The 22,193-nt window shown below is 70.1% G+C and carries 19 protein-coding genes; 8 read left to right on the plus strand and 11 right to left on the minus strand.

What is annotated here, in order from left to right; genetic code table 11:
• Window positions 1-130 precede the first annotated feature (130 nt).
• Genes AB0F41_RS17565 through AB0F41_RS17585 form a run of 5 tightly spaced genes read left to right on the plus strand, consistent with a single transcriptional unit; the run spans window position 131 to window position 7,901 of the window.
• A complete protein-coding gene (locus AB0F41_RS17565) occupies window positions 131-1,171 on the plus strand; it encodes an ABC transporter substrate-binding protein (protein WP_357424929.1) in 1,041 nt (346 codons plus the stop codon).
• Window positions 1,168-2,013, plus strand: coding sequence for an ABC transporter permease (locus AB0F41_RS17570; protein WP_357424931.1), 846 nt, complete (start codon window positions 1,168-1,170; stop codon window positions 2,011-2,013). The genes AB0F41_RS17565 and AB0F41_RS17570 overlap by 4 nt, the downstream gene beginning before the upstream one ends.
• Window positions 1,989-2,711 (plus strand): ABC transporter ATP-binding protein, encoded by a 723-nt coding sequence (locus AB0F41_RS17575; protein WP_357424933.1) that lies wholly within the window; start codon window positions 1,989-1,991, stop codon window positions 2,709-2,711. Before AB0F41_RS17570 ends, AB0F41_RS17575 begins: the two co-directional genes overlap by 25 nt.
• A gap of 13 nt (window positions 2,712-2,724) precedes the next feature.
• Window positions 2,725-4,095: an LLM class flavin-dependent oxidoreductase gene (locus AB0F41_RS17580; RefSeq protein WP_357424935.1), complete on the plus strand. Its 1,371-nt coding sequence runs from the start codon at window positions 2,725-2,727 to the stop codon at window positions 4,093-4,095.
• The gene (locus tag AB0F41_RS17585) at window positions 4,092-7,901 is read left to right on the plus strand and encodes an ABC transporter ATP-binding protein (RefSeq protein ID WP_357424937.1); all 3,810 of its coding nucleotides are present in this window, start codon (window positions 4,092-4,094) and stop codon (window positions 7,899-7,901) included. Before AB0F41_RS17580 ends, AB0F41_RS17585 begins: the two co-directional genes overlap by 4 nt.
• 57 nt (window positions 7,902-7,958) lie before the next feature.
• Here AB0F41_RS17585 and AB0F41_RS17590 read toward each other — a convergent pair whose 3' ends face one another.
• A complete protein-coding gene (locus AB0F41_RS17590) occupies window positions 7,959-8,372 on the minus strand; it encodes a Dabb family protein (protein ID WP_357424939.1) in 414 nt (137 codons plus the stop codon).
• Window positions 8,373-8,494: 122 nt separating this feature from the next.
• Here AB0F41_RS17590 and AB0F41_RS17595 point away from each other — a divergent pair, with 122 nt between their 5' ends.
• The gene (locus tag AB0F41_RS17595; RefSeq protein ID WP_357424941.1) at window positions 8,495-9,136 is read left to right on the plus strand and encodes a TetR/AcrR family transcriptional regulator; all 642 of its coding nucleotides are present in this window, start codon (window positions 8,495-8,497) and stop codon (window positions 9,134-9,136) included.
• 180 nt (window positions 9,137-9,316) lie between these two features.
• Here AB0F41_RS17595 and AB0F41_RS17600 read toward each other — a convergent pair whose 3' ends face one another.
• On the minus strand, window positions 9,317-9,685 hold the full coding sequence (locus AB0F41_RS17600; RefSeq protein ID WP_357424943.1) for a helix-turn-helix domain-containing protein: 369 nt from the start codon (window positions 9,683-9,685) through the stop codon (window positions 9,317-9,319).
• A gap of 99 nt (window positions 9,686-9,784) precedes the next feature.
• Here AB0F41_RS17600 and AB0F41_RS17605 point away from each other — a divergent pair, with 99 nt between their 5' ends.
• Entirely contained in the window at window positions 9,785-10,471 is a 687-nt protein-coding gene (locus AB0F41_RS17605; protein WP_357424945.1) for an NAD(P)-binding domain-containing protein, read from the plus strand.
• Between the two features lie 61 nt (window positions 10,472-10,532).
• Here AB0F41_RS17605 and AB0F41_RS17610 read toward each other — a convergent pair whose 3' ends face one another.
• From AB0F41_RS17610 to AB0F41_RS17630, 5 genes are all read right to left on the minus strand, one after another.
• Window positions 10,533-12,164 carry an ABC transporter ATP-binding protein gene (locus AB0F41_RS17610; protein WP_357424947.1) on the minus strand — a complete coding sequence of 544 codons (1,632 nt, stop codon included), beginning with the start codon at window positions 12,162-12,164 and terminating at the stop codon, window positions 10,533-10,535.
• Window positions 12,165-12,188: 24 nt separating this feature from the next.
• On the minus strand, window positions 12,189-13,052 hold the full coding sequence (locus AB0F41_RS17615; RefSeq protein ID WP_357424949.1) for an ABC transporter permease: 864 nt from the start codon (window positions 13,050-13,052) through the stop codon (window positions 12,189-12,191).
• On the minus strand, window positions 13,049-14,008 hold the full coding sequence (locus AB0F41_RS17620) for an ABC transporter permease (protein WP_357424951.1): 960 nt from the start codon (window positions 14,006-14,008) through the stop codon (window positions 13,049-13,051). The genes AB0F41_RS17615 and AB0F41_RS17620 overlap by 4 nt, the downstream gene beginning before the upstream one ends.
• A gap of 6 nt (window positions 14,009-14,014) precedes the next feature.
• Window positions 14,015-15,583, minus strand: a complete 1,569-nt coding sequence (locus AB0F41_RS17625) for an ABC transporter substrate-binding protein (protein WP_357424953.1) — start codon at window positions 15,581-15,583, stop codon at window positions 14,015-14,017.
• A gap of 79 nt (window positions 15,584-15,662) precedes the next feature.
• Entirely contained in the window at window positions 15,663-16,628 is a 966-nt protein-coding gene (locus tag AB0F41_RS17630) for a TauD/TfdA family dioxygenase (protein WP_357424955.1), read from the minus strand.
• Window positions 16,629-16,854: 226 nt separating this feature from the next.
• Here AB0F41_RS17630 and AB0F41_RS17635 point away from each other — a divergent pair, with 226 nt between their 5' ends.
• Window positions 16,855-17,526, plus strand: coding sequence for a helix-turn-helix domain-containing protein (locus AB0F41_RS17635; protein ID WP_357424957.1), 672 nt, complete (start codon window positions 16,855-16,857; stop codon window positions 17,524-17,526).
• 50 nt (window positions 17,527-17,576) lie between these two features.
• Here AB0F41_RS17635 and AB0F41_RS17640 read toward each other — a convergent pair whose 3' ends face one another.
• The 4 genes from AB0F41_RS17640 to AB0F41_RS17655 all read right to left on the minus strand — a co-directional run bounded on the left by AB0F41_RS17640 (window position 17,577) and on the right by AB0F41_RS17655 (window position 22,101).
• A complete protein-coding gene (locus AB0F41_RS17640; RefSeq protein WP_357424959.1) occupies window positions 17,577-19,304 on the minus strand; it encodes an alpha/beta fold hydrolase in 1,728 nt (575 codons plus the stop codon).
• A gap of 67 nt (window positions 19,305-19,371) precedes the next feature.
• The gene (locus tag AB0F41_RS17645; protein ID WP_357424961.1) at window positions 19,372-19,926 is read right to left on the minus strand and encodes a TetR/AcrR family transcriptional regulator; all 555 of its coding nucleotides are present in this window, start codon (window positions 19,924-19,926) and stop codon (window positions 19,372-19,374) included.
• Between the two features lie 72 nt (window positions 19,927-19,998).
• Window positions 19,999-21,264: a sensor domain-containing diguanylate cyclase gene (locus AB0F41_RS17650; RefSeq protein WP_357424963.1), complete on the minus strand. Its 1,266-nt coding sequence runs from the start codon at window positions 21,262-21,264 to the stop codon at window positions 19,999-20,001.
• A gap of 27 nt (window positions 21,265-21,291) precedes the next feature.
• The gene (locus tag AB0F41_RS17655; RefSeq protein WP_357424965.1) at window positions 21,292-22,101 is read right to left on the minus strand and encodes an SAM-dependent methyltransferase; all 810 of its coding nucleotides are present in this window, start codon (window positions 22,099-22,101) and stop codon (window positions 21,292-21,294) included.
• Window positions 22,102-22,193 lie beyond the last annotated feature (92 nt).

Raw genomic sequence — 22,193 nt, forward strand, 5'->3', positions numbered from 1 at the left:
ACCGGGAGGTTCGGCACAGTAATTCCATGAGCGAAATGTATCTCGCGGCGGATATGAAAACGAGCGCATCGTGTCGTCCGGTGGCGGAAATCCATGTCATCGAATCCGGAATCGGACCCAGGAAATCAACGTGCTCAATTCTCTGCGAAGAATAAGTGTCGCGCTGGCGGCGGCCGGGCTGCTCGCCGCCTGCGCGACCGATAGCGGCGGCGATGTGGCCCTCACCGCCGCGCTGCCCGACTCGGTACCGCCGGGCACCGCGCTGTCGATCTCGGTGCGCACCAGCCGGGTGGCGCTGCAGACCTCCGGTGAGGTGGGGAAGCTGCCTTTCACCGTGAGCGACTGGCCCGCGGTGACCGCCGGCCCGGACGTGATCCAGGCCTTCCGCGGCGGGGCGGTCGATATTGCCTCCAACGCGGGTATCCCGCCCATCCACGCCCGCGCCACCGGACTCGACGCCAAGATCATCGGGGTCAAACAGCGTGCGCTGCCCAACTATCATCTCGCCACCGCGCCCGGCTCGAATATCACCGATATCGCGGGACTGCGCGGGAAGCGGATCGCGTTCTCGCCCGGGCAGGCCCAGGGTGTGGTGGTGCTGCGGACGTTGCAGGCCGCCGGTATCTCCCTTGACGAGGTGCAATTGGTGGAGTTGAACAGCCCGCAGTTCCTCACCGCGCTGCAGGGCGGCCAGATCGACGTCGCCCCGCTGGGTGAACCGTCGCTCACCAAATATCTCGACCAGTATCGCGCCCAGGGCGCCACCGCGGTCGCCACCGACGCGGTGGACGCGCTGACGGTCCTGTGGGCGCCCACCGCGGTCCTGCAGGATTCGGCGAAACTCGCCGCCGCCAAGACCTTCGTGGAATTCTGGGCGCGCGGCGAAGTATGGGCCTGGGAGCATCCCGAAGAATGGATCAAAGCCTATTACGTCGAGGATCAGGAAGTTTCCGAAGCCGACGGCAGGCGAATTCTGAATACCACCCCGAAACCGTATTTCCCGGCCAATTGGAATTCGGCGATCGAATGGGAACAGGAAACCATCGATCTGGTCACCGGATCCGGTTATTTCGGTGAATCGTTCGACGCCGAGGAATTGTTCGACCGGCGTTTCGAGGGTATCGCCGCCGCGGCGGTGGCGCCGCAGTACCGGACCGAGGAGTCGCAATGACCATCGCACTCGACCGCCGGTTCGCGGCGCCGGTCCGTCCCGACGGTTTCGTCGCGCGGCGGCCGCTGCGCCGGCTGGGCCTGCGCAGATCGGTGCCGTTCGCCCGGCTGCTCGGCGTGGTGCTGCTCCTCGGCGCCTGGACCGCCGGCGTCGCGGGCGGTGTGATCGACGAACGGAAACTCGCCGCGCCGTGGACCGTTCTGCAGACCGGCCGGCAACTGGTGGCCGACGGGATCCTGCTGAGCAATATCGCGGCATCGCTGGAGCGGGCGGCCATCGGTCTCGGGATAGGCCTGGTGATCGGTACCGGCCTGGCACTGATCTCGGGTCTGTCGCGGCTGGGCGAATCCATCGTGGACGGGCCGGTGCAGCTCAAACGCGCCATACCCACACTGGGCCTGATCCCGCTGCTGATCCTGTGGCTGGGTATCGGCGAGACCTTCAAGATCGTGCTGATCACCCTCGGGGTGGTCGTGCATATGTACATCCAGGTCCACGCGTCGCTGACCACCATCGACAAACGGCTGGTGGAACTCGCCGAGGTGCAGGGGGTTTCGCGGGCGACCTTCATCCGCCAGGTCGTGATTCCCGGTTCGCTGCCCGGATTCTTTCTCGGACTGCGGCTCTCGGTGACCGGCGCCTGGCTGATCCTGATCGTCGTGGAATCGGTGAACGCCATCGACGGTCTGGGCAAGATGATGACCAATGCGCAGAACTACGGCCAGGCCGATGTGATCCTGGTGGGCCTGGTCGTCTACGGCGCCTTCGGCCTCCTCTCGGACGCGGCCATCCGGCTGCTGGAACGGAAGGTGCTGTCGTGGCGGCGGACGATCGCGAGCTAGGCGTTCAGGTACGGAAACTGACCCGCGGTTTCGGCGACCGCACGGTGCTCGACGAACTGGATCTGCGGATCCCGCAGGGCCAGTTCGTGGCCCTGCTGGGCCGCAGCGGTTCGGGGAAGAGCACGCTGCTGCGGGCGCTGGCCGGTCTGGACTACGACGTGGCGGGCTCCGGCACGCTGCGGGTCCCGGACAAGACCTCGGTGGTGTTCCAGGATTCCCGGCTGCTGCCCTGGCAGCGCTTGCTCACCAATGTGCTGTTCGGGCAGCCGCGGGGGCACCGGGCCGACGGGCTGCGGGTGCTGGCGGAGGTGGGTCTGGCGGGCCGGGAACGGGCCTGGCCCGCGGAACTGTCCGGCGGTGAACAGCAGCGGGTCTCGCTGGCGCGGGCGCTGGTCGACGAACCCGATCTGCTGCTGGCCGACGAACCGTTCGGTGCGCTGGACGCGCTGACCCGGATCAAGATGCACGAACTGCTGCGGGCGCTCATCCGCCGCCGCCGGCCGACCGTGCTGCTGGTGACCCACGATGTCGACGAGGCGATCGCGCTCGCCGACCGGGTGCTGGTGCTCGAGGACGGAGTGATCGCGGTGGACGTCACCGTGGACCTGCCCGAGCAGCGCGATACCGGCCTGCCCGAATTCCAGCGCATCCGGCGCACCCTGCTGACGGCCCTGGGTATCGACCCGGTCGCCGCGTGAAAGGAAACCGACCATGACCTCTGCCGATAGCCCGCGCCCGGGCGGGAAGACCCTGCACCTCAACGCGTTTCTGATGTCGGTGGGCCACCACGAGGCGGCGTGGCGGTTACCCGAGAGCGATCCTGGCGCCCATGTGGATATCGACCATTTCGTCCGGCTGGCCCAAACCGCCGAACGCGGCAAGTTCGATTCCATCTTCTTCGCCGACAGCCCGGTTCTGATGGGGGATCCGGGCCGGCGCCCGGGCGGGAAACTCGAACCGACTGTCATCCTGACCGCGGTGGCCGTGCAAACCAGCCGGATCGGGCTCATCGCGACCGCCTCCACCAGCTACAACGACCCCTACAACCTGGCCCGGCGGTTCGCGTCGGTGGACTGGGTGAGCAAGGGCCGGGTGGGCTGGAACATCGTCACCACGGCGGGCGCGGACGCCGCCCGCAATTTCGGACTCGACGACACTCCCGATCATCGGCTCCGCTACGAGAAGGCCGCCGAATTCGTCGAGGTCGCGACGAAACTGTGGGACAGCTGGGAGGACGACGCGATCATCGCCGACAAGGAACTCGGCGTGCACGCGGACGCGAACAAGGTGCGCAAGATCCGTCATCGCGGCGAGTTCTTCTCCGTGGACGGCCCACTGAACGTGCCCCGGTCGCCGCAGGCGTATCCGGTGCTGGTGCAGGCCGGTTCGTCGGAGGACGGCAAGAATTTCGCCGCCCGCTACGCCGAGGCGGTGTTCACCGCGCAGCAGACCCTCGCCGACGGCACCGCCTTCTACACCGATCTGAAGGACCGCGCCCGCCGGCTCGGCCGCGACCCGGAGACGCTCAAGATCCTGCCCGGAATCGTGCCGGTGATCGGCGATACCGAGGCCGAGGCCCGCGCCCTGGACGCCGAACTGGCGCGGCTGATCTCGCCGGAGTACGCCCGCCGCCAGCTGGCCGAACGATTCGGCCTGCCGGTCGAGGCACTGGAACTGGATCGCGAACTGCCCGGCGATCTGCCCAGTGAGGACGATATCCAGGGCGCCAAGAGCCGGTACACGCTCATCGTGAACCTGGCCCGCACCGAACGGCTCACCGTGCGCCAGCTGATCGCCCGGCTCGGCGGCGGGCGCGGGCACCGCACCTTCGCCGGGACCGCCGAACAGGTCGCCGACACGATCGAGGAATGGTTCACGGCCGGGGCCGCCGACGGGTTCAATGTGATGCCCGCGGTGCTGCCGTCCGGGCTGGACCGGTTCGTGGAGCGCGTGGTGCCGATCCTGCAGGAGCGCGGACTGTTCCGCACCGACTACACCGAGACCACCCTGCGCGGGCACTACGGGCTGGCGCGGCCGGAGAACCGGCTGGCCGCCGAGACCCCGCTCGCGGTGGCTCGGTGACCCGCACCGCGACACCACCGCGGACCTCCGGAATCGAGGGCGACGCCGACGGTGTGGGCTGGCTGCGGTATCTGGCCCGCCGATGTCTGGTGCACCGCCGCCTGGTGCTCGCCGCCTACCTCGGCGCCGCCGCCGCGGCGGCGCTCACCGCGGCGCTGCCGCTCGTGGTCCGACATGTGGTGGATACGCTCACCGTGACCGCCGAATCGGTGACACCGTGGGCGTTGCTGCTGCTGGCGCTGGGCGTCGCGCGGTTCGCCGCCTCGTTCACGCGCCGGGTCGGTTCGTCGAAACTCTCGCTCGGTGTACAGCACGATCTGCGGCGCGATCTGTTCGCCGCACTGCTGCGCCTGGAGGGGCGCGACCGGGAGGGTCTGCAGACCGGGCAGGTCGTCAGCCGGGCCATCACCGACGTCACGCTGATCCAGATGTTTCTGCAGCTGATCCCGATGGTGACGGGCAATGTGGTGCTGCTGGTGGGTGCGCTGGGGCTGATGGCGGTGATGTCGCCGCCGCTGACGCTGATCGCGCTGCTGGTGCTGCCCGCACTGTGGTGGATCGCCCGGCGCAGCCAGCGGGAACTGTTCCCCGCCAACTGGGATGCCCAGGCTCGGGCCGCCGAGGTGGCGATGCGGGTGGAGGCCGCGGTGGCCGGGGTCCGGGTGGTGAAGGGGTTCGGGCAGGAGAGGCACGAACTCGACGGGCTGCGTGACCGCGCCGCCGCGCTGTTCCGGTCGCGGCTGCGGGTCGCGCGGATCACCAGCCGCTTCACCCCGGCCATGCAGGCGGTGCCCGCGGTGGGGCAGGCGGCGGTGCTGATCGTGGGCGGGCTGCTGGCACTGCATCACTCGATCACGCTCGGCACGTTCCTGGCCTTCATGACCTACCTCGGTGCGTTCGTGAGCCCGATCCGGCAGTTCTCCATGCTGCTCACCGTCAGCCAGCAGGGCCGGGCTTCGCTGGACCGGGTGCGGGAGGTGATCGATACGCCCTCGCCCAAGGTTTCGGTCGCCCGCGGTGAACCGGCAGGCGGCGCACCGCCGCGCATCGAATTCCGGGATGTGGGCTTCCGTTTCGGCGGTAACCAGGTGCTCGACGGACTCGATCTGACGATCGAGTCGGGGGAGACCGTGGCCGTCGCGGGCAGTGCCGGGTCCGGCAAATCGGTACTCGCGCAACTGGTGCCGCGCCTGTTCGACCCCGACACCGGCAGTGTGCGGTTCGGCGATACCGATATCCGGGCGCTGCCCGCCCCGCGCGCGCAGGTCGCGATGGTTTTCGAGGACACCCACCTCATGGCCGACACCATCCGCGCCAATGTCGCCTACGGACGGCCGGACGCGACCGACGAACAAATCTGGCACGCACTGCATCTGGCCGCAGCCGACGGTTTCGTCGCCGCCACCCCCGACGGTCTCGGCACCCGGATCGGCGAACGCGGCCAGCGACTGTCCGGCGGCCAGCGCCAACGCATCGCGCTGGCCCGGGCGTTGCTCACCGACGCGCCGATCCTGGTACTCGACGACGCGACCTCCGCGATCGACGCCCGCGTGGAGGAACTGATCTTCACCCGGATCGCGGGTGAGGTGCGCCGCCGCACCACGCTGGTCGTGGCGCACCGGCTGTCCACGCTGGCGCTGGCCGACCGGGTCGCGATCCTGGACGGCGGCCGGGTCGCCGAACTGGGTGCGCTGTCCGAACTCCAGGATCGCGGCCGGTTGTTCCGGACGCTGTTCACCCCACCCGGTCCCGGTGCGATCGACACCTCCGCGGTATCCGGCGAGCCGCCCGTTGCCACCGCCGTGCTCTGGGTGGAACCCGAGGCCGATACCGAGGACACGCGCACTCTCGAACAGGTGGCGAAGGCGTTCGCGCAGCGTGCCGCCGGGGCGCCGGCCGGCGTCGGCCGGGGTGCGGCGATGGGCGGCATGATGGCGGCCGCACCGCCCAGCGGCGATGTGGCCCGGCTCATCGACGGGCTGCCGCCCGCCACCGGCGAACCCGAGGTACCGGAATCGTTCTCGCACACCGCCGACCCGCGATTCACCCTGCCCCGGTTGCTGCGTCCGTTCGCCTGGCCGCTGCTGGCCGGGCTGGCACTGGTCGCTATCGACGCGCTGGCACAGGTGCTGATCCCGTTCCTGGTGCGGCACGGTATCGACCACGGCGTACTCGCCGACGCGCAGGGCGTGCTGCTGGTCGCGGCGGGACTCACCGTGCTGGTGGTGGCCGCGGACTGGGTGATCGGGGTGGCCCAGGTGCGGGTCACCGGCCGGGCGGGCGAACGGCTGCTGTTCGGGCTGCGGGTGAAGACGTTCGCGCAACTGCAGCGACTGGGGTTGCAGTACTACGAACGCGAACTCGGCGGCCGCATCATGACCCGAATGACCAGCGACGTCGACGGCTTGTCCGGATTTCTGCAGACCGGCCTGGCGACGGCATTGACCAGCACGATCACCATCGTCGGTGTGGTAGTGGCGCTCCTGGTCGTGGACGCCGGGCTCGCGCTGGTGGTGCTGGCGACGCTGCCGGTGCTGGTGGTCACGACCCTCGTGTTCCGGCGGGCGTCGGTTCCGGCCTACAACCTGGCCCGCGACCGGGTGAGTGCGGTCAACGCCTACCTGCAGGAGAACGTCGACACCATCAAGGTCACCCAGAGCTATCGGCGCGAAGTGGTGAACCAGGCCGAATTCGAACGGCGGTCCTGGAGTTACCGCGACGCCCGGCTGCGCAGCCAGACACTGATGGCGGTGTTCTTCCCGTTCATCGAGCTCATGTCGGTGGTGGCGACCGCGGCGGTGCTGGCGGTCGGTGTGCACCAGGTGCGCGACGAGGTGGTCACCGCGGGCACGCTGATCGCGTTCCTGCTCTATATCGATCTGCTGTTCTCGCCGATCCAGCAGCTGTCCCAGGTGTTCGACAGTTATCAGCAGGCCGTGGTCGGTGTGGACCGGCTCGGTGAGCTGATGCGTACACCGGTCGACACCCCCGACGCTCCCGATTCCCGGCCGGTGCGGTCCTTGCGCGGTGAGATCGAGATGCGGTCGGTGGATTTCGCGTACGCCCCGCGTGGCGGTGCCACCGGAGTACCGCCGGTGCGCGCGCTGGGCGGTGTGGATCTGCGGATCGCTCCCGGGCAGCGGGTGGCGCTGGTCGGAGAGACCGGCGCGGGCAAGTCGACACTGGTGAAACTGCTCGCCCGGTTCTACGACCCGACGGCGGGCCAGGTGCTGGTCGACGGTGTCGATATTCGCCGCTACGCATTGCGCGACTACCGCAAACGCCTCGGTGTGGTGCCGCAGGAACCGTTCCTGTTCGGCGATACGGTGCGCGATGCCATCGCCTACGGCCGGCCCGAGGCGAGTCCGGCCGAGATCGAATGGGCCGCCCGGGCGGTCGGCGCGCACGAGATGATCGCCGCGCTGGATCACGGATATCTGCAACCGATCGGGGAGCACGGGCGCGGGCTGTCGGCGGGGCAGCGTCAGTTGCTCGCCCTGGCGCGTGCCCAACTGGTGGAACCCGACATCCTGATTCTCGACGAGGCCACCGCGTCCCTGGATCTGGGCACCGAGGCCCGGGTGCAGGCGGCGATCGACGTGCTCACTGCGGGCCGCACCACGCTCGTGGTGGCCCACCGCCTGGCCACCGCCGCGGCAGCTGATCTGATCGTGGTGCTCGGCGACGGCCGCCTGCTGGAGACCGGCACCCACACCGATCTGCTCGCGCGGGACGACGGGGCCTACCGGGCGCTGTGGGCGGCCTACGTGGGCGCGAGCGCCGGGGAGCCGGCGGCAGCGCGCTGACCCGGAACCGCGCCGGTGCGGCCGGTGCCCGGATGGGGCCCGGCCGCACCCGGCCGCTCAGACGGCGGGTTCGGTGACGATGGTGTGGTCGGTGATTTCGGCCAGCGCCCGGCCCCAGTCCGGATAGAGCCGCACCTTCGCCAGATGCAGCTCCTCGATACGGGCGGCGAGGTCCGGAGCCGGATCGTCGGAGAATCGGACCGCCGAGAGCCGGTCGAAGTACGGCAGGATATTCGGGTCGCCGGCCAGGTGAACGGGGTCGTGCAGATAGCGCTCGAGCGCCGGCAGGTCGGCGACGGCCGCGCAGTAGGCGTGGGTGAATCCTTCGGCGGGGTCGCCGATATCGCGCCCGACCGAGCCGAAGACGACCGATTCCACACTCGCCGTGCGGCGCATGGTCGTCAGCACCTCGTCCTGCTGTTCGGCCGATACGTCGTCTTTGAAGCGGAAGCGCAAGAGATTGACTATCACCGGTAGACCCTCCTGGGTGAACCCATGGGTTCATAAAAGCTATCTGACCGGTCCAGTGAAGCACGGTTTCGCATTTTGAACCAGTGGGTTCAACCGATCGGTTCTCTTGGTACTCTGGACCGGTGCGAGCAGCGGAGGTCCCGGCCCGGGGGCGGATCGATAAACGGCAGGCCATCCTCGACGCGGCCTTCGCCGTTTTCGCCCGGCTCGGCTACGAACAGGCCTGCGTCCGGGAGATAGCCGCCGAGGCCGGCGTGGCCAAACCCACCGTCTACAACCACATGAGCGATAAAGAAGCCCTGCTCCGGGAGTCGCTGCTGCTGGCGGCCGACCGGGTGGGCGCGCAATGCCTCGACGCCGTCGAACGCCTGCGCGACCCCGGCGCCGATCTGCCCGCGGCGCTCGACGACACCGCCCGCCGGCTGCTGCGCATCTGCGCGGGAGAGACCTCGCACGCGCTGCGCCGGCTCACGTCCGCACAGGCGAACCGGCTGCCCGAACTCGTCCTGGACGTCCGGGACCGCACCGGGGCCCGGACCCTGGACGCCCTCACCGACCGGCTGGGCCTGCTCGCGCTGTCCGGGAAATTGAGCACCACCGACCCGGCGACCGCCGCCGAACAGTTCCTCGCGCTGCTCACCGGTCCCCTGGAGAACCGGTCCGCTCAGGGCACCCGGAAGGTCGCGGCCGCGGAGCAGCGCGCGATCGCCGCCGCGGCGGTCCGGACGTTCTGGGCGGCCTACGGGTCCGGCGACCGCACCTGATCAGGCCACCGCGCACGGCCGCGACGAGCTGCGCAGTACCCGGTCGCCCGAGACTCGGGCAGACCCGGGCGATTGCGGGCGGGGCCGCCGTGCTGCGCCTCGGGGTCAGGACGGTCGCGGGAGCCCGCGACAGTGGAAACACCGAGCGCCGGGGCCGTCCACGGCGTAGCGCCGCGCAGCTCAGGACCGGCGTAGCGGCGGATCGGTTTCGCCGGGAACCCGCAGTTCGTCACCGTATTCGCTGACCCAGGCCGCCAATGAGCGCAGCGGGCCGTCCACGAAGCCGGCACCGAGATCGGTGAGCCGGTACTCGACCCCGGGCGGCGCGTGCCGGCCCGGGTGCCGGGAGATCAGAGCCCGGCCGATGAGCCGCCGCAAGGCCTCGGTGAGGGCTTTATCGCTGATTCCGCCGATCTCGGTGCGCAGGTCCACCCGTCGGCGGGGGCCGGCGGCGAGTGCGGCGAGGAGCACCGGATCCCAGGTGTGGGCGAACAGGTCCAGCGCCCCGCGCAGCCGGCAGTCGGCGATCGGTTCGGTGTGATCGGTCATCGCCCACCAGCGTTGTCGGTCGCTACGCACCGATCGGTGCGTATTCCGGTTTCTACGGTAGTCCTCGCATGTAGATCGTTATGACGGAGGAGTCGACCGATGCGAATCGCCATTCTGGGAACGGGACATCTCGCCGAAGCGCTCGGCGCCTGCTGGGTGCGGGCCGGGCACCGGGTCACCGTCGCCGGGCGGGTACCGGAGCGGGCCGAGGCGCTGGCCGCACGACTGAATCGGGCCGCCCTGCCGGGCGCTCGCGGGGACTCCGGTGCGGTAGCCGCCGAACCGGCTGCACGCGCCGCCACCCCACGGGACGTGGTGCGCGGCGCGGACGCGGTCCTGCTCGCGGTGCCCTGGGATGCGGCGGCCGAAGTCGTCGAGGCCGCCGGCGGGGCGGACGGGAGCTGGGCGGGTCTGCCCGTTATCGACCCGACCAACCCGGTGGGCCACGGGGTGGGCGTGGTGCTGAACCCGCCAGGAGTGTCCAATGCGCAGCGGATCGCCGACGCCGCGCCGGGCAGCCATGTGGTCAAGGGATTTCATCTGGTCCCCTCCACACAATGGGGGTCGGCCGGCGCGGAGACCACCGTGGTGCTGTGCGGTGACGATCCCGCGGCGCTGGAAACCACCTCGACACTGGTCCGCGACGCCGGAGCGGTGCCCGCGGTGCTGGGACCGCTGGCCCGGGCGCGGCAGCTGGAAGAGGCGGCCGGTCTGCTCATTGCGTTGGCCTTCGCGGGAGTCGACGCCCGGACCGTGGTACCGGCGCTGCCGCCGGTCCAGGTCTGAGGGGCCGGCCGCTTGTCACCGCTGCCGCGTGGCACGGGCGGCGGATCCGGGACCGGCCGGGTCAGACCGCGACCGGCTGCCGTGGCGCCCGATCCGGGCGGTGCACCGGGTCCGGCACCGGGACGGCCGCGACGAGGGCCCGGGTGTACGGATCGCGCGGGGCGGTGAACACCGTGCCGACCGGGCCGGTTTCGACCACCGACCCCGCGCGCAGCACCGCGACCCGGTCGGCGACCCGGTGCACCACGGCCAGATCGTGACTGATGAACAGGCAGGCGAAACCGAGTTCGCGCTGGATCTCGGTGAGCAAATCCAGGATCTCGGCCTGGACGGAGACGTCGAGCGCACTGGTGGGTTCATCGGCGATGAGCAGCCGCGGGGCCAGGGCCAGTGCGCGGGCCAGTGCGACCCGCTGCCGCTGGCCACCCGAGAGTTCGTGGGGCAGCCGGTCGGCCAGGGTCGCGGGCAGCCGCACGGCGTCGAGTAGTTCGAGGACCCGGCGGCGGCGCTCGGCCGGCGTCCCCTCGCCGTGCACATCGAGCGGTTCGCGGATGGTGGCCGCGATCCGCAACCGGGGGTCCAGCGCGGTCGCCGGGTCCTGCTGGACGAAGGCCAGGCCGCGCCGGATCCGGCGCAACTCCCGTCGCGAGACGGCGGCGAGATCGTGACCGCCGAACCGGACCCGCCCGGCGGTGAGCGGTACCAGCCCCGCCGCGACCTGCCCGAGTGTCGTTTTGCCGGAACCCGATTCACCGACCAGGCCCAGCACCTCGCCCCGGTGGACGGCGAGGTTCACCGAATCGACGGCGCGGAACTCCGGATCGGTGCGCCGGGCCGGATAGGTGACCACGGCGTCGGTGAATTCCAGCACGATATCGTCGTCCGGTCCGGCCGGTGGGGTGACCGGTGTCCCGGTGGGCAGCCGGGGGACCGCCGCGAGCAGGGATCGGGTGTAGGGATGGGTGGGGGTATCGAACAGCGAATGCGTGGTACCGGTTTCGACGACCGCGCCCGCGCGCATCACCAGCACCCGGTCGGCATGCCGGGCGACGATTCCCATGTTGTGGGTGATGAGCAGGACGGCCATACCGCGGCGGTCGCGGATCCGGTCGAGTAGCGCCAGGACCTCGGCCTGCACGGTGACATCGAGCGCGGTGGTCGGCTCGTCGGCTATCAGCAGATCCGGGTCGCCGGCCAGGGCCAGCGCGATGGCCACCCGCTGTTTCTGGCCGCCGGAGAGTTGATGCGGGAAATAGTTCACCCGCCGTGCCGGATCGGGGATCTCGACCTGGTCGAGCAGTTCGATCGCCAGCGCCCGGGCGGTGGCCGCCGATACCGTGCGGTGGGACCGGATCGCCTCGCGCAGTTGCCAGCCCACCCGCCGGACCGGGTTCAGGGCGGTCTGCGGTTCCTGCTGTATCAAGGCGATCCGGGTGCCGCGCAGCCGGTTGAGTTCCGGCTCGGCGGTGCCGATGATCTCGGCCCCGCCCAGAGTTACCGATCCGGTGGGGCGGGCCGCGGTGGGCAGCAGGCCGATGATCGCGCGCGCGGTCAGCGATTTGCCGGAACCCGATTCGCCGACGAGGGCGACGACTTCGCCACGGTCTATCTCGAATGAGACCCCGTCCACGGCGGGTGCGGCCGGATCGAAGGCGATCCGCAGATTACGGACATCCAGGAGTGCAGTGGGCACCGGGAGCTCCTCGAACGAGACGGGTCACTGCCGCCGGGACCGGGCGGCGAGTGCTTGGGAGATCAGCAGCAGTCCGAGGACCAGCAGCAGGACCGCGGCCAGCGGCCCGGCCACGAACAGCGGTGAGTAGTAGGCGTTCTGGGTGCCCTCCTCGATGAGCGACCCCAGCGACGGCGCCGGCGGCACGATACCGAGACCGAGGAAACTCATCGCGCCCTCGATGAACACCCCGACCGACATCGCCAGCGCGAGTTGCACGGTCAGCGGTTCGAGGCAGTTGGGCAGGATATGCCGGCGCAGGATCCAGCCCTCGCCGGCGCCGAGCGCCCGCGCCGCCTCGACATAGGGCGCCTGCCGGATGGTGCGTACCGAGGTGCGGGTCAACCGGCCGAACACCGGGATCTCGGCGAGGGCGATGACCAGGCCGATCGTCAGCACACCCGGCCCCGCCACCATGGTCAGCGCGATGGCCAGCACGATGGCCGGGAAGGCCAGCAGTAGGTCGAACGCGCGCTGGATCGCGGTATCGAGCCGGTCGAAGCGGGTGGCGGCCAGGCCGAGCGCGGCACCGACGACGGCGCCCAGCGGCACGGCCAGGAAGATCACCAGCAGATCGATCCGGATGCCGTACAGGGTCCGCGAGAAGATATCGCGGCCCACCGAATCGGTGCCGAACAGGTGCTCGGCGTCCGGCGCCAGCAGTACGGCGCCGGAAATCTGCTGGTCCGGTGCGTAGGGCGCCAGCCACGGGGCGAGCAGCCCGGCCAGCGCCACGAACGCCACCAGGACGGCTCCGGCCAGTCCGCGGCCGGTGCGCAGACCCGACCACAGACTCACCCGGTCGGCAGCCCGCCGCGGTGCCTCCGGCAGTACGGTCACGGTGCTCATCGCGTTCCTCCCAATCGGATCCGGGGATCGAGCCAGGCGTTGACGAGATCGGTCGTCAGCTGGATCACCACGAACAGCGCCACCGAGAACAGCAGCATCACCTGCACCACGGGATAGTCGCGGGCGCCGATCGCGCGTTCGATGAGATATCCGAGCCCGGGCCAGGCGAATATCACCTCGACCAGGACCGCGCCGCCGAGCAGATGACCGATCTGGATACCCAGCACGGTGACGGTGGCGGGTAGTGCGTTCGGTAGCGCCTGGGTGAAGACGATGCGCCGCCGCGGGATTCCGAGGGCGCGGGCCGTGGTGATATACGGTTCGGCGAGCTGGGTGCGCAGGGCTTCGGTGAGGAACCGGGTCAGCGCGGCCGCGATCGGCAGTGCCAGGCAGACGGCCGGTAATACCAGGTACTGCACCGAGATCACCGGATCGTCGAGGAAACCGCGGCGGGGAATACCACCGGCGGGTAACACCATCCACACCACGCCGAACAGCACCACCAGGATCGCGCCGGTGACGAAGTTGGGGATGGCGACCGCGAGGGTGCCGAACACGGTGACCGCGTTGTTGAGCCACCGCCGATCGGCGATCACCGAGGCGGTGCTCAGTCCGAAGGCGAGCGACACCGCGATCAGCAGCGCCGACACCGCGAGGATCAGGGTGTTGCCCAGCGCGTCCAGGACCAGGGTGCCGATATCGCCGCCGAGGATCAGCGACCGCCCCAGATCGAAACCGGCGATATCGCCGAGCCAGGACAGATAGCCGCCGACCGGCGACCCGCTCAGCCCCAGTTCCGCCCGCAACGCGGCCAGCGCCTCGGGCGAGGCGTCCGGACCGGCCAGGGTCAGCGCCGGATCGCCGGGCACCAGCCGCAGCATCGTGAAAACCAGGACCGAGCCGGCGGCGAGGACCAGCAGCGCCGACGGTATCCGGCGCAGGGTGTAGCGCAGCATGGTCGCTCACCCGCCCAGGTAGGCGTCGGCGAGTTCGAGCTCGGCCCGTTTGGACCAGGCCACCCCGTGCACCCCACCGGCCATCAGCAGATCGTTCTCGAAGCCGACCAGTTCGATGACGAACGCGTTGTCGAGCAGTTCGGTGTTGAACCGGTGATACGCGGCGGCGGCCTCGGGACTCTCCGGATCGACGATCGCCCAGGCCGATTCGACCGCGCGGCGGTAATCGTCGTCCGCGAAATTCGAGGCGTTCTTCTGCGGATTGAACGGGTAGGCGCTCGTCGGCAGCGTCGCGGGATTGAACTGCGCGTAGGTGTGCGCGGTGATCCACAGTCCCGGATACGTGCCGCCGATGAGCCGTTCGATCGTCGTGGCGTAATCCAGGGGGTCGAGCCGGGTGTCGATACCGGCCGCCGCGAGATCGGCCTGCACGATCTGCGCGACCGCCTCGGTTTCGGTGGATCCGGTGGTGTAGCTGATCGGGATGACCGGCAGTTCCCCGGCCTCCGCGACGAGGGCCCGCGCCTTGTCCGGATCGTGGCTGTAGGCGGAGTTCAGCCCGGCGTCGAAGGCCGGGGAGTACTCGGGCCAGGGAAGTGCGTCGGTGGATCCGTGCCCCCGATAGACATCGGCCAGGATCCGGGCGCGGTCCACGGCGTGGGCGATCGCGCGGCGCACCCGCACATCCTGTAATCCCGGGGCGCGGACGTTGGCGCCGATATACCAGTTGGCGCGTACACCGGTCTGCGGGACCACCCGGAAGGCCGGGTTGCGGGAGAGGGCGTCGGCGTCCCGGGGCCCCGCGCCGAGCAGCAGGTCGAGCTGTCCGGAGCGCAGCTGGGAGATCCGGGTCTGCGCGTCGGGGACGACGACGTATTCGACCCCGTCGAGGTGGGGTCTGCCGCCCCAGTAGTGTTCGTTCGCTGCGAAGGTCATCGACGCTCCCGGTTTCCATTCCACGAACCGGAAGGCCCCGGTCCCGTTGTAGCCCTTGCCCGTATCGAAATCGGCGAGCGTGTTGCGGTCGATGATCGGCACCACGGCGAGCAGATCGAGTACGGTGCCCGCCGGGCGGGCGAGCCGCAGCGTCAGCCGGTGCGGGCCGCCGATCTCATAGCCGGTGATGAGCGCCGCGGTGCGGGCCAGCTGCCCGGCGCGTCGCGGTTCGGCGTAGGTGGTGAGGCTGAACTGGACATCCGCCGCGGTGAAGGGCCGGCCGTCGTGGAAGGTGACGTCGTCGCGCAGGGTCAGGTCCACGGAACGGCCGTCTTCGGCGATCCGCCACGATCGGGCCAGTGCCGGTTGCGCTTCCAGGCTTTCGGCGGGGTAGGTGAGCAGCGTGTCGTACACCAGGCCGGTCAGGGTGGCCTGGGCCGGTGCGCCGGAATAGAGACTGGCCGGGGCGAAATCGCCGTTGTTGCCGACCCGCAGGGTGCCGCCCTCGGTGACCTCCGTCCCGGACCGGGCCTGTTCGACAGCCGACCGGCAGCCGGTCACGGCGAGCACCGCGGCGAAACACAGCGCGGCCGTCACCCAGAGGGATCGGCGGTGCCGGAGCGTGTGTCGGCTGAACACGGACGGGTCCTTTCGAGGGCCCGCGGACCGGTCGCGATTCGGCGACCGGTCCGCGGGGCGGATATGTTCTCGGCCTGGATCAGGAACCGAAGCCGGGGAACCGGTCGGCGGGATCAATGATCGAGAAGTGGGAGGCGTCGCCGGTGCGGATCCGGCTGGTGGTGCCGTCCAGCGCGACGGGGACATCGCCGGCCAGCGTCACCCGGTGCACACTGCGCTTGTGGTCGCCGAAGTCGGCGATCCCGTAGTGCTGGGTGGCGCGGTTGTCCCAGATCACCAGATCGCCGGGGGTCCAGTTCCAGCGCAGCGTGTTCTCCAGGCGGGTGATCCGTTCCTGCAGGAACTGGAAGATCGCCGTGGACTCCGAGGACTTCACCCCGATCAGGCTCTTGACGAAATGGCCCAGCAGCAGCGATTTCTCACCGGTCTCGGGGTGGACCCGGACCACCGGATGCTCGGTTTCGAAGATGATGCGGGTGAAGTTCTGCATCCGGTCCTTCGCCAGGCCCGAGCGTTTCGGGTCGTTGCCGTGGACACCGGCGTAGTCGTATTCGTTGCTGTGCACGGCCCACAGATTGTCGGCCAGTGCCTTGAGCGAGGCCGGGAGCTGTTCGTAGGCGGCGACGGTGGAGGCCCAGGTGGTCGCCCCGCCGTAGGGCGGGATATCGACGGCACGCAGGATCGAGGCCTTCGGCGGGCGGTCGATGAAGGTGACATCGGTATGCCAGCTGTTCGCGGCGCCCTCGATCACCAGCGTCCGATTGTCCTCGGAGGTGAGGGTGGGATGGGTGGTGGTCGGGGTGCCGAGGGCCGAGGCGAACCGGTACTGCTCGTCGTCGTCGAGGTGGTGCTGACCGCGGAACACGATGACCTTGTGCGCGGCCAGGGCGTATCGGATCGCGTACGCGGTATCCGCGGAGATATCTCCCGTGGCGTGGACCCCCTCGATGAGGGCGCCGATGTTCTCACCGAGTTTGGTGACGGTGAGACCGCCCGCGGCGTAGATATCGGCAGCGGCGACAGGACGGCTTTCGGTGGTGGTCACGGTTTTCCTCCGAGATCGGTGCGACGGTGGCGGCCCGGTCGGACACGGCGGCGGATGGCCGCGGGGTGGTCCGGTACGGCAGGTACCCGAGAAAAAGTAATCGCAGGGCATTAATTTGCGAAGGCATCCGATCGGCCTGCTCGCTTCCCTTTACAAACCCGGCGGCGTTCGGTACGACGGCAGCGTCAGATGTCGATCACCCCGCTCCGGATTGGGCCGAATATCGATGACCGCCAGACGCGGCCGCTACAGCGCGGGGGAGGAAACCCGGGTGCTGCTGATCGAAACCGCCGAGCGCCTCTTCGCCCAGCGCGGATACGAGGCCGTCACCCTCGCCGAGATCCGCGCCGCCGCGGGGCAGCACAACGCCTCGGTGATCAGCTACTACTTCGGTTCCAAGGCAAACCTGCTGCGCGCGGTGTTCGAGCACCGCCTGCCTGTCATCAACGCCGAACGTGAGGCGCTCATCCGGGAGCTGAGCGCCACCGGGGCGGAGCTGACCACCCGGGAGGCGCTCTGGGCGCTGGTGCTGCCCCTGGTCGACAGTGTCCGTCGCGGTCACCACTACGCGGGTCTGCTCGACCGGCTGCTGGAGGCCGAGATGCTCGACGGCGCCTTCAATTCCGCGGATCCGGAGGTCACCACCAGCGGCCTCACGGTGAACCGCGTCCTGCATTCGGCGCTCGACCGGTTGCCGGCCGAACTCGGACATCGCCGCGTTCGCATCGTGTACGCGAGTGTGATGCGCACGCTGGCCGGTTTCGGCCGGTCCGGGAGTTATCCGGAGGAGGCGGCGCTGGCGGATCTGATCGACGCCTGGGACGGATTGCTCAACGCTCCCGCGACCGGCCGGATGTTGCGGCTCGGTGCCGGCGCCCTCCCGGGTGACGCGCGATAGCGCCACCCGGGAGGGCGAGCGGAGAAGTCCCCCGTGTCATCCGGGCCGGATCATACGACCGATTCCGCGAAAGCGGCTCGGGCGGCGCGTAATACGTCGGCGACCCGCTCGGGATGGGTGAGATGGGGATTGTGACCGGCGCCCTCGATCACGGTCACCGGGAACCGGGCCGCGCTGTCGACGGGATCCTCGGAACCGGCCACGATCCGGATCGGCACCGTCGTCTCGCCGAGCAGGTCGCGGGCGGCCGCCCGGCTACCCGGCCGGCTCGCGGCGCGCAGGGCGGCGAGCGTCCGGCGCGCCACCCCCGGGCGGCGCAGTGCCGCGTTCGCGCTCTCGATCGCCGGACCGTCGGGGACGCCGAGCAGCCGGGCCAGCCGGGCTGATGGCAGGCGGCGCAGCAGGGCGGCGGTGAACGGCATCCGGAGAAGGCGCGGCCCCCGCGGCTGGAGGAAGGCGGGGGCCACCAGGACGACACCCGCGATTCGGTCGGGATGAGCGTGCGCGTAGCGCAGCACCGGCAGGCAGCCGAGCGAATGACCCACCAGCACAGGCCGCCCGGTGATATCGGCCATGAGTTCGTCGAGGCGGAAATCGGGCGCTGCGGGTCCGGGATGCGAGCGGCCGAGTCCCGGCAGGTCCACGGCCAGGGTGGTGCCGCCGGTACGCGCGCGGACCTCCCGCCATGCCTCGCTATCGGTGGGAAGTCCGTGCAGCAGCACGAATTCCGGTGTGCGGCGATCGCCGTCGGTCCACAGCCCGCGATGGAATCCGGCGGCCGGATTCGCCGCCGTCGCGCCGAAGCGGCTGCTCACCAGATGATCCGCCCAGTTCCGGAGTGCCGTCGCGGCGGGCGGCATGACGAGGCCGGCCGCCGCGGCGACCGCGTCCGCCGCGGAGGTGTCGTATCGATCGTCGGCGATGAAGGCCAGCCGCTCCCGGTCGACTCCGGTCACCCGGCGCGGCAGTCGTTCGACCAGCCCGGCCGGGACGGTGAACCTGGGTGCGCGCACGCCGAGGTGGGCGGCGAGCAGCCGGACCATATCGGGAAGCGGCGGTGTGGACGGGTCGAGCACGGTATAGGACCGGCCCGCCGTCTCCGGGTGCTGCGGGAGCGACCTCAGGAAGTCGACGAAGTATTCGAGATCCACGATGGGCAGCAAGGTCCGGGCGTTGCCCGGTAGCGCCGGCAACCGGCCCTCCCACAGGTCCCGGACCAGCTCGGCCAGGCCGATGTATTGTCCGGGGCCGATCACCGTGCTCGGATCGGCGACGGTCAGCGGCACCCCGGCCGCGGTGGCGCGTTCCCGCAGTATCGCGTCGCCCTCGAATTTCGAGGCGCCGTAGGCGCCGACGCCGTAGTCGTGTTCGGCGGAATCCGGCACGGTCACCCGGTAGCCGGTGATGTGGACCAGCCGGCGCAAGCCTGGCCGGCGCGCGGACCATTCGAGGATTCGCAGGGCGCCGTCGATATTGACGGCCCGGGCCCGGCCGGGATCGAGACCGAAGGCGAACAGCGCGGCGCAGTTGTAGACATCGCGGATATCGGTGAGGGCGGCCGCGCCCATCTCGCCGAGTTCCGGATCGGTGATATCGCAGGCGTAGACGCTCAGGGCGCCGCGCGGTACCCCTTGGGCGTCGAGGTAGTCGGTGAGGCGCTGCCCGGTCCCGGGCCGGACCGCGGCCGCCACGGTATGGCCCCGGGCCAGCAGCCGGGCGACGAGTGCGCGTCCGATGAATCCGGCGGCGCCGAAGACCGCGCTATCGGGTGTGGTCATGAGTTGTCCTAACTAGACTGGTCTACATATTTTATGCCGCCGCGAAAAGCTCGCGAAAGGCACTCCGTCAGAGCATGGTTCGCGCGACGCGCGACACGCTGTCCAGTGGTGCGCGACTGCGCTGCGCCTGTGCCAGCACCAATCCGCCCTCGACGAGGGCGAGCAGGGCGACGGCGAGATCGTCGGCGTCGGCGCGGCCGGTGGCGCGCAGGACGACCCGCAGGGCCTGCGTCCACCGGTCGTACACCTCGGCGCAGGCGCGTTGCACCGTATCGTTCTCCCCGGCGACCTCCAGCGCGACGGTGGCGATCGGGCAGCCGCATACCCAGCCGGATTCCTCGAGCCGGTCGCCCAGCAGGGTGATGAGGCCGGTGAACGCCGCGGCCGGGTCGGTGATGTCGGCGGCCTGGATGGCCGCCTCGATCGATCCCGTGGACCGGGTGACCGCCGCCGCGACGAGTTCGTCCTTACCGCCGGGGAAATGGAAGTAGAGCGAACCGCGCGGGGTGTCGCTGTCGGCCAATATCTGATTGAGCCCGGTCCCGAAATAGCCGCGGCGTTCGATCGAGGCGCGTGTCGCCTCGATCATCCGCTGCTTGGTCTCGGCCCCTTTTGCGCTCATAAGGAAAAAGTAGACCGGTCGTCATAGAAAGTCAACGGGAAGGCGCGGTCCGGTCCGGCCCGGAGCCCGGATTCAGGCGCGGGAACGGGTGGTCTTGTTGCGGTACATGGCCGCATCGGCGGCCTGCATGGCCTCGTCCACCGCGGTGGGCGCGTCCTCGAGATACACCGTGCCGATACTCGCGCCGACACTGATCGTCTGCCCGCGGACCGCCATCGGCGCGGTGAGCGCCGCGGTCAGTTCGTCGCGCAGCGCGGTGAGCCGTTCGGTGCCGGTGCACTGTTCGACCATCACGATGAACTCGTCACCGCCCAGGCGCGCGGCGATCCCGCCCGCGGCCTCGACGACGTGGCGCAGCCGGGCGCTCACCGTGCGCAGCACCTCGTCGCCCACCGAATGGCCCCACCGGTCGTTGACCTCTTTGAACCCGTCCAGATCGAGATAGGCGACCCCCACCGGCGGGCGTGCGGCCGCCAGCCGATCGAAGAAATGACCGCGATTGGGCAGTCCGGTGAGTTCGTCGTGGTTGGCGTCGTGCCACAGTCGGGCGGCCAGTTCCCGGCGTTCGGTGACATCCACCGCGACGCCGATCAGGAACAACACCTCGCCGCGGCGGTCGCGGACCGCCGACATGGACAGATCGATCCCGGCGGTCGAACCGTCGGGGCGCCGGTGGTCGACCTCCAGCCGGAAGCGGTCGATCCCGCCCGTCAGTAGATTGGTCATCCGGGCATAGGCGGCGCCGATATTGGCCGCGCCGATCAGTTCGATCACCGTCCGGCCGGGCATCTGCTCGACGTCCAGGCCGAGCATCTCGGCGAAGGCGGTGTTGGCGTCCAGCACCCGGCCCCGGGTATCGACCGTCCCGATACCCACCGAGGCACCGGCGAATACGGCCGAGAAACGGGCCTCGGAGAGTTCCCGCCGCCGGTCGGCCTCCTTGGCGGCGGCCAGGGCCGCGGCCAAGGTGATCTCCTGCTCCTGCAGTGCCGCCGAGCGCAGGGCGTCCGTATATCCGGTGGCGAACTCGGCGGCGACCAGGACGGCCCGATCGTCGACCCCCGCCGCCTCGACGCCCTCGCGGCGGATGTGATCGGCCATGGGGCCCAGGATCACCGGCAGGGTCCGCCCCGCGACCCGGGGATCGCGATAGTTCACCGCCACCAGCGCCGCGGCCGCCGATTGCGCGGTCTGGGGGAGGTGGCAACCGCGCAGCGCGTCGAGCAGCCCTCCGGTGAGTTCGGTGAGCAGGTCCTCGATCCGATCCCGGGTCAGCGTCGGCGCCACCGTCCCGTCCAGCGCGTCCGCCCACCCGGCGGCGAGGTCCCGTACGCTCACCCCGGATCCCCTACCCCGCCGCGGTTGTCAGGCCTTGCACGCCACACCGGCCAGTCCGAGCGACCGGCCGGGGGCCTCGTGCCGGTCGCGCTCGGATTCCGGCCGCCACAGCGGTAGTTCGACCACGCCCGGTTCCACCAGCTCCCAGCCGTCGAACAGTGCGCTGATGGCGGCGCGCGAGCGGAACTGGATACCGACCTGGTTGCCCGTGGCCGACGATTCGTGCAGCCGTTCGGCATCGTCGGGACGCAGCGCCGAGGTCAGGTGGGAGATCGCCACATGACTGCCCGGGGCCACCGCCTGCCGCAGGGCCGTGACCCGCGCCGCGGGCAGATCGGCGTCGGCCAGCAGATGCAGAACCGCGAAGAGCAGGATCGCCACCGGCCGGTCGAAATCGAGGAGTCCGGTCGTGCGCACCCGGCGCAGCAGTTCGTCCGGATCGCGCAGATCCGCTTCGAGTGCGCCGCAGTGGTCGTCGCCCGCCAGGATCGCACGGGAATGCGCGACCGCGATCGGATCGATGTCCACGTACAGCACGCGGGCCCCGGAGTCGCGCTCCCGCACGATTTCGTGGACATTGCCGGCGGTCGGGATACCCGAGCCGATATCGAGGAATTGGGTGATGCCGCGGTCCATGAGGAAACCCACCGCGCGTCGCAGGAACGCCCGATTGCTCAGCGCCAGCCGGGGCAGGTCGGGCACCAACCGGCTACCGCGCTGCGCGGCCAGCCGATCGACCTCGAAGTTGTGCGATCCGCCCAGCAGCGCGTCGTACATCCGCGCCGGGCTCGGCTGTGTCATATCCACACCCTCGGGCGCCCATCCCGGCCTGTCCATCTCGTCCCCTCTGCGCTCGGGGTCCGCACACCGACGGTCGCGGGGGACACTCCGGCCGTGCGGGAACTCCCGCGCCGCGCAGCGGATCCCTC

Source organism: Nocardia sp. NPDC024068 (assembly GCF_040638875.1).
Lineage (GTDB): Bacteria > Actinomycetota > Actinomycetes > Mycobacteriales > Mycobacteriaceae > Nocardia.

Excerpts from the sequence above, each read along its gene's own strand:
- AB0F41_RS17570 (WP_357424931.1), top strand. The coding sequence starts at position 1,168 with ATGACCATCGCACTCGACCGCCGGTTCGCGGCGCCGGTCCGTCCCGAC.
- AB0F41_RS17580 (WP_357424935.1), top strand. The coding sequence starts at position 2,725 with ATGACCTCTGCCGATAGCCCGCGCCCGGGCGGGAAGACCCTGCACCTC.
- AB0F41_RS17600 (WP_357424943.1), bottom strand. The coding sequence starts at position 9,685 with ATGACCGATCACACCGAACCGATCGCCGACTGCCGGCTGCGCGGGGCG.
- AB0F41_RS17605 (WP_357424945.1), top strand. The coding sequence starts at position 9,785 with ATGCGAATCGCCATTCTGGGAACGGGACATCTCGCCGAAGCGCTCGGC.
- AB0F41_RS17615 (WP_357424949.1), bottom strand. The coding sequence starts at position 13,052 with ATGAGCACCGTGACCGTACTGCCGGAGGCACCGCGGCGGGCTGCCGAC.
- AB0F41_RS17620 (WP_357424951.1), bottom strand. The coding sequence starts at position 14,008 with ATGCTGCGCTACACCCTGCGCCGGATACCGTCGGCGCTGCTGGTCCTC.
- AB0F41_RS17635 (WP_357424957.1), top strand. The coding sequence starts at position 16,855 with ATGACCGCCAGACGCGGCCGCTACAGCGCGGGGGAGGAAACCCGGGTG.
- AB0F41_RS17640 (WP_357424959.1), bottom strand. The coding sequence starts at position 19,304 with ATGACCACACCCGATAGCGCGGTCTTCGGCGCCGCCGGATTCATCGGA.
- AB0F41_RS17645 (WP_357424961.1), bottom strand. The coding sequence starts at position 19,926 with ATGAGCGCAAAAGGGGCCGAGACCAAGCAGCGGATGATCGAGGCGACA.
- AB0F41_RS17655 (WP_357424965.1), bottom strand. The coding sequence starts at position 22,101 with ATGGACAGGCCGGGATGGGCGCCCGAGGGTGTGGATATGACACAGCCG.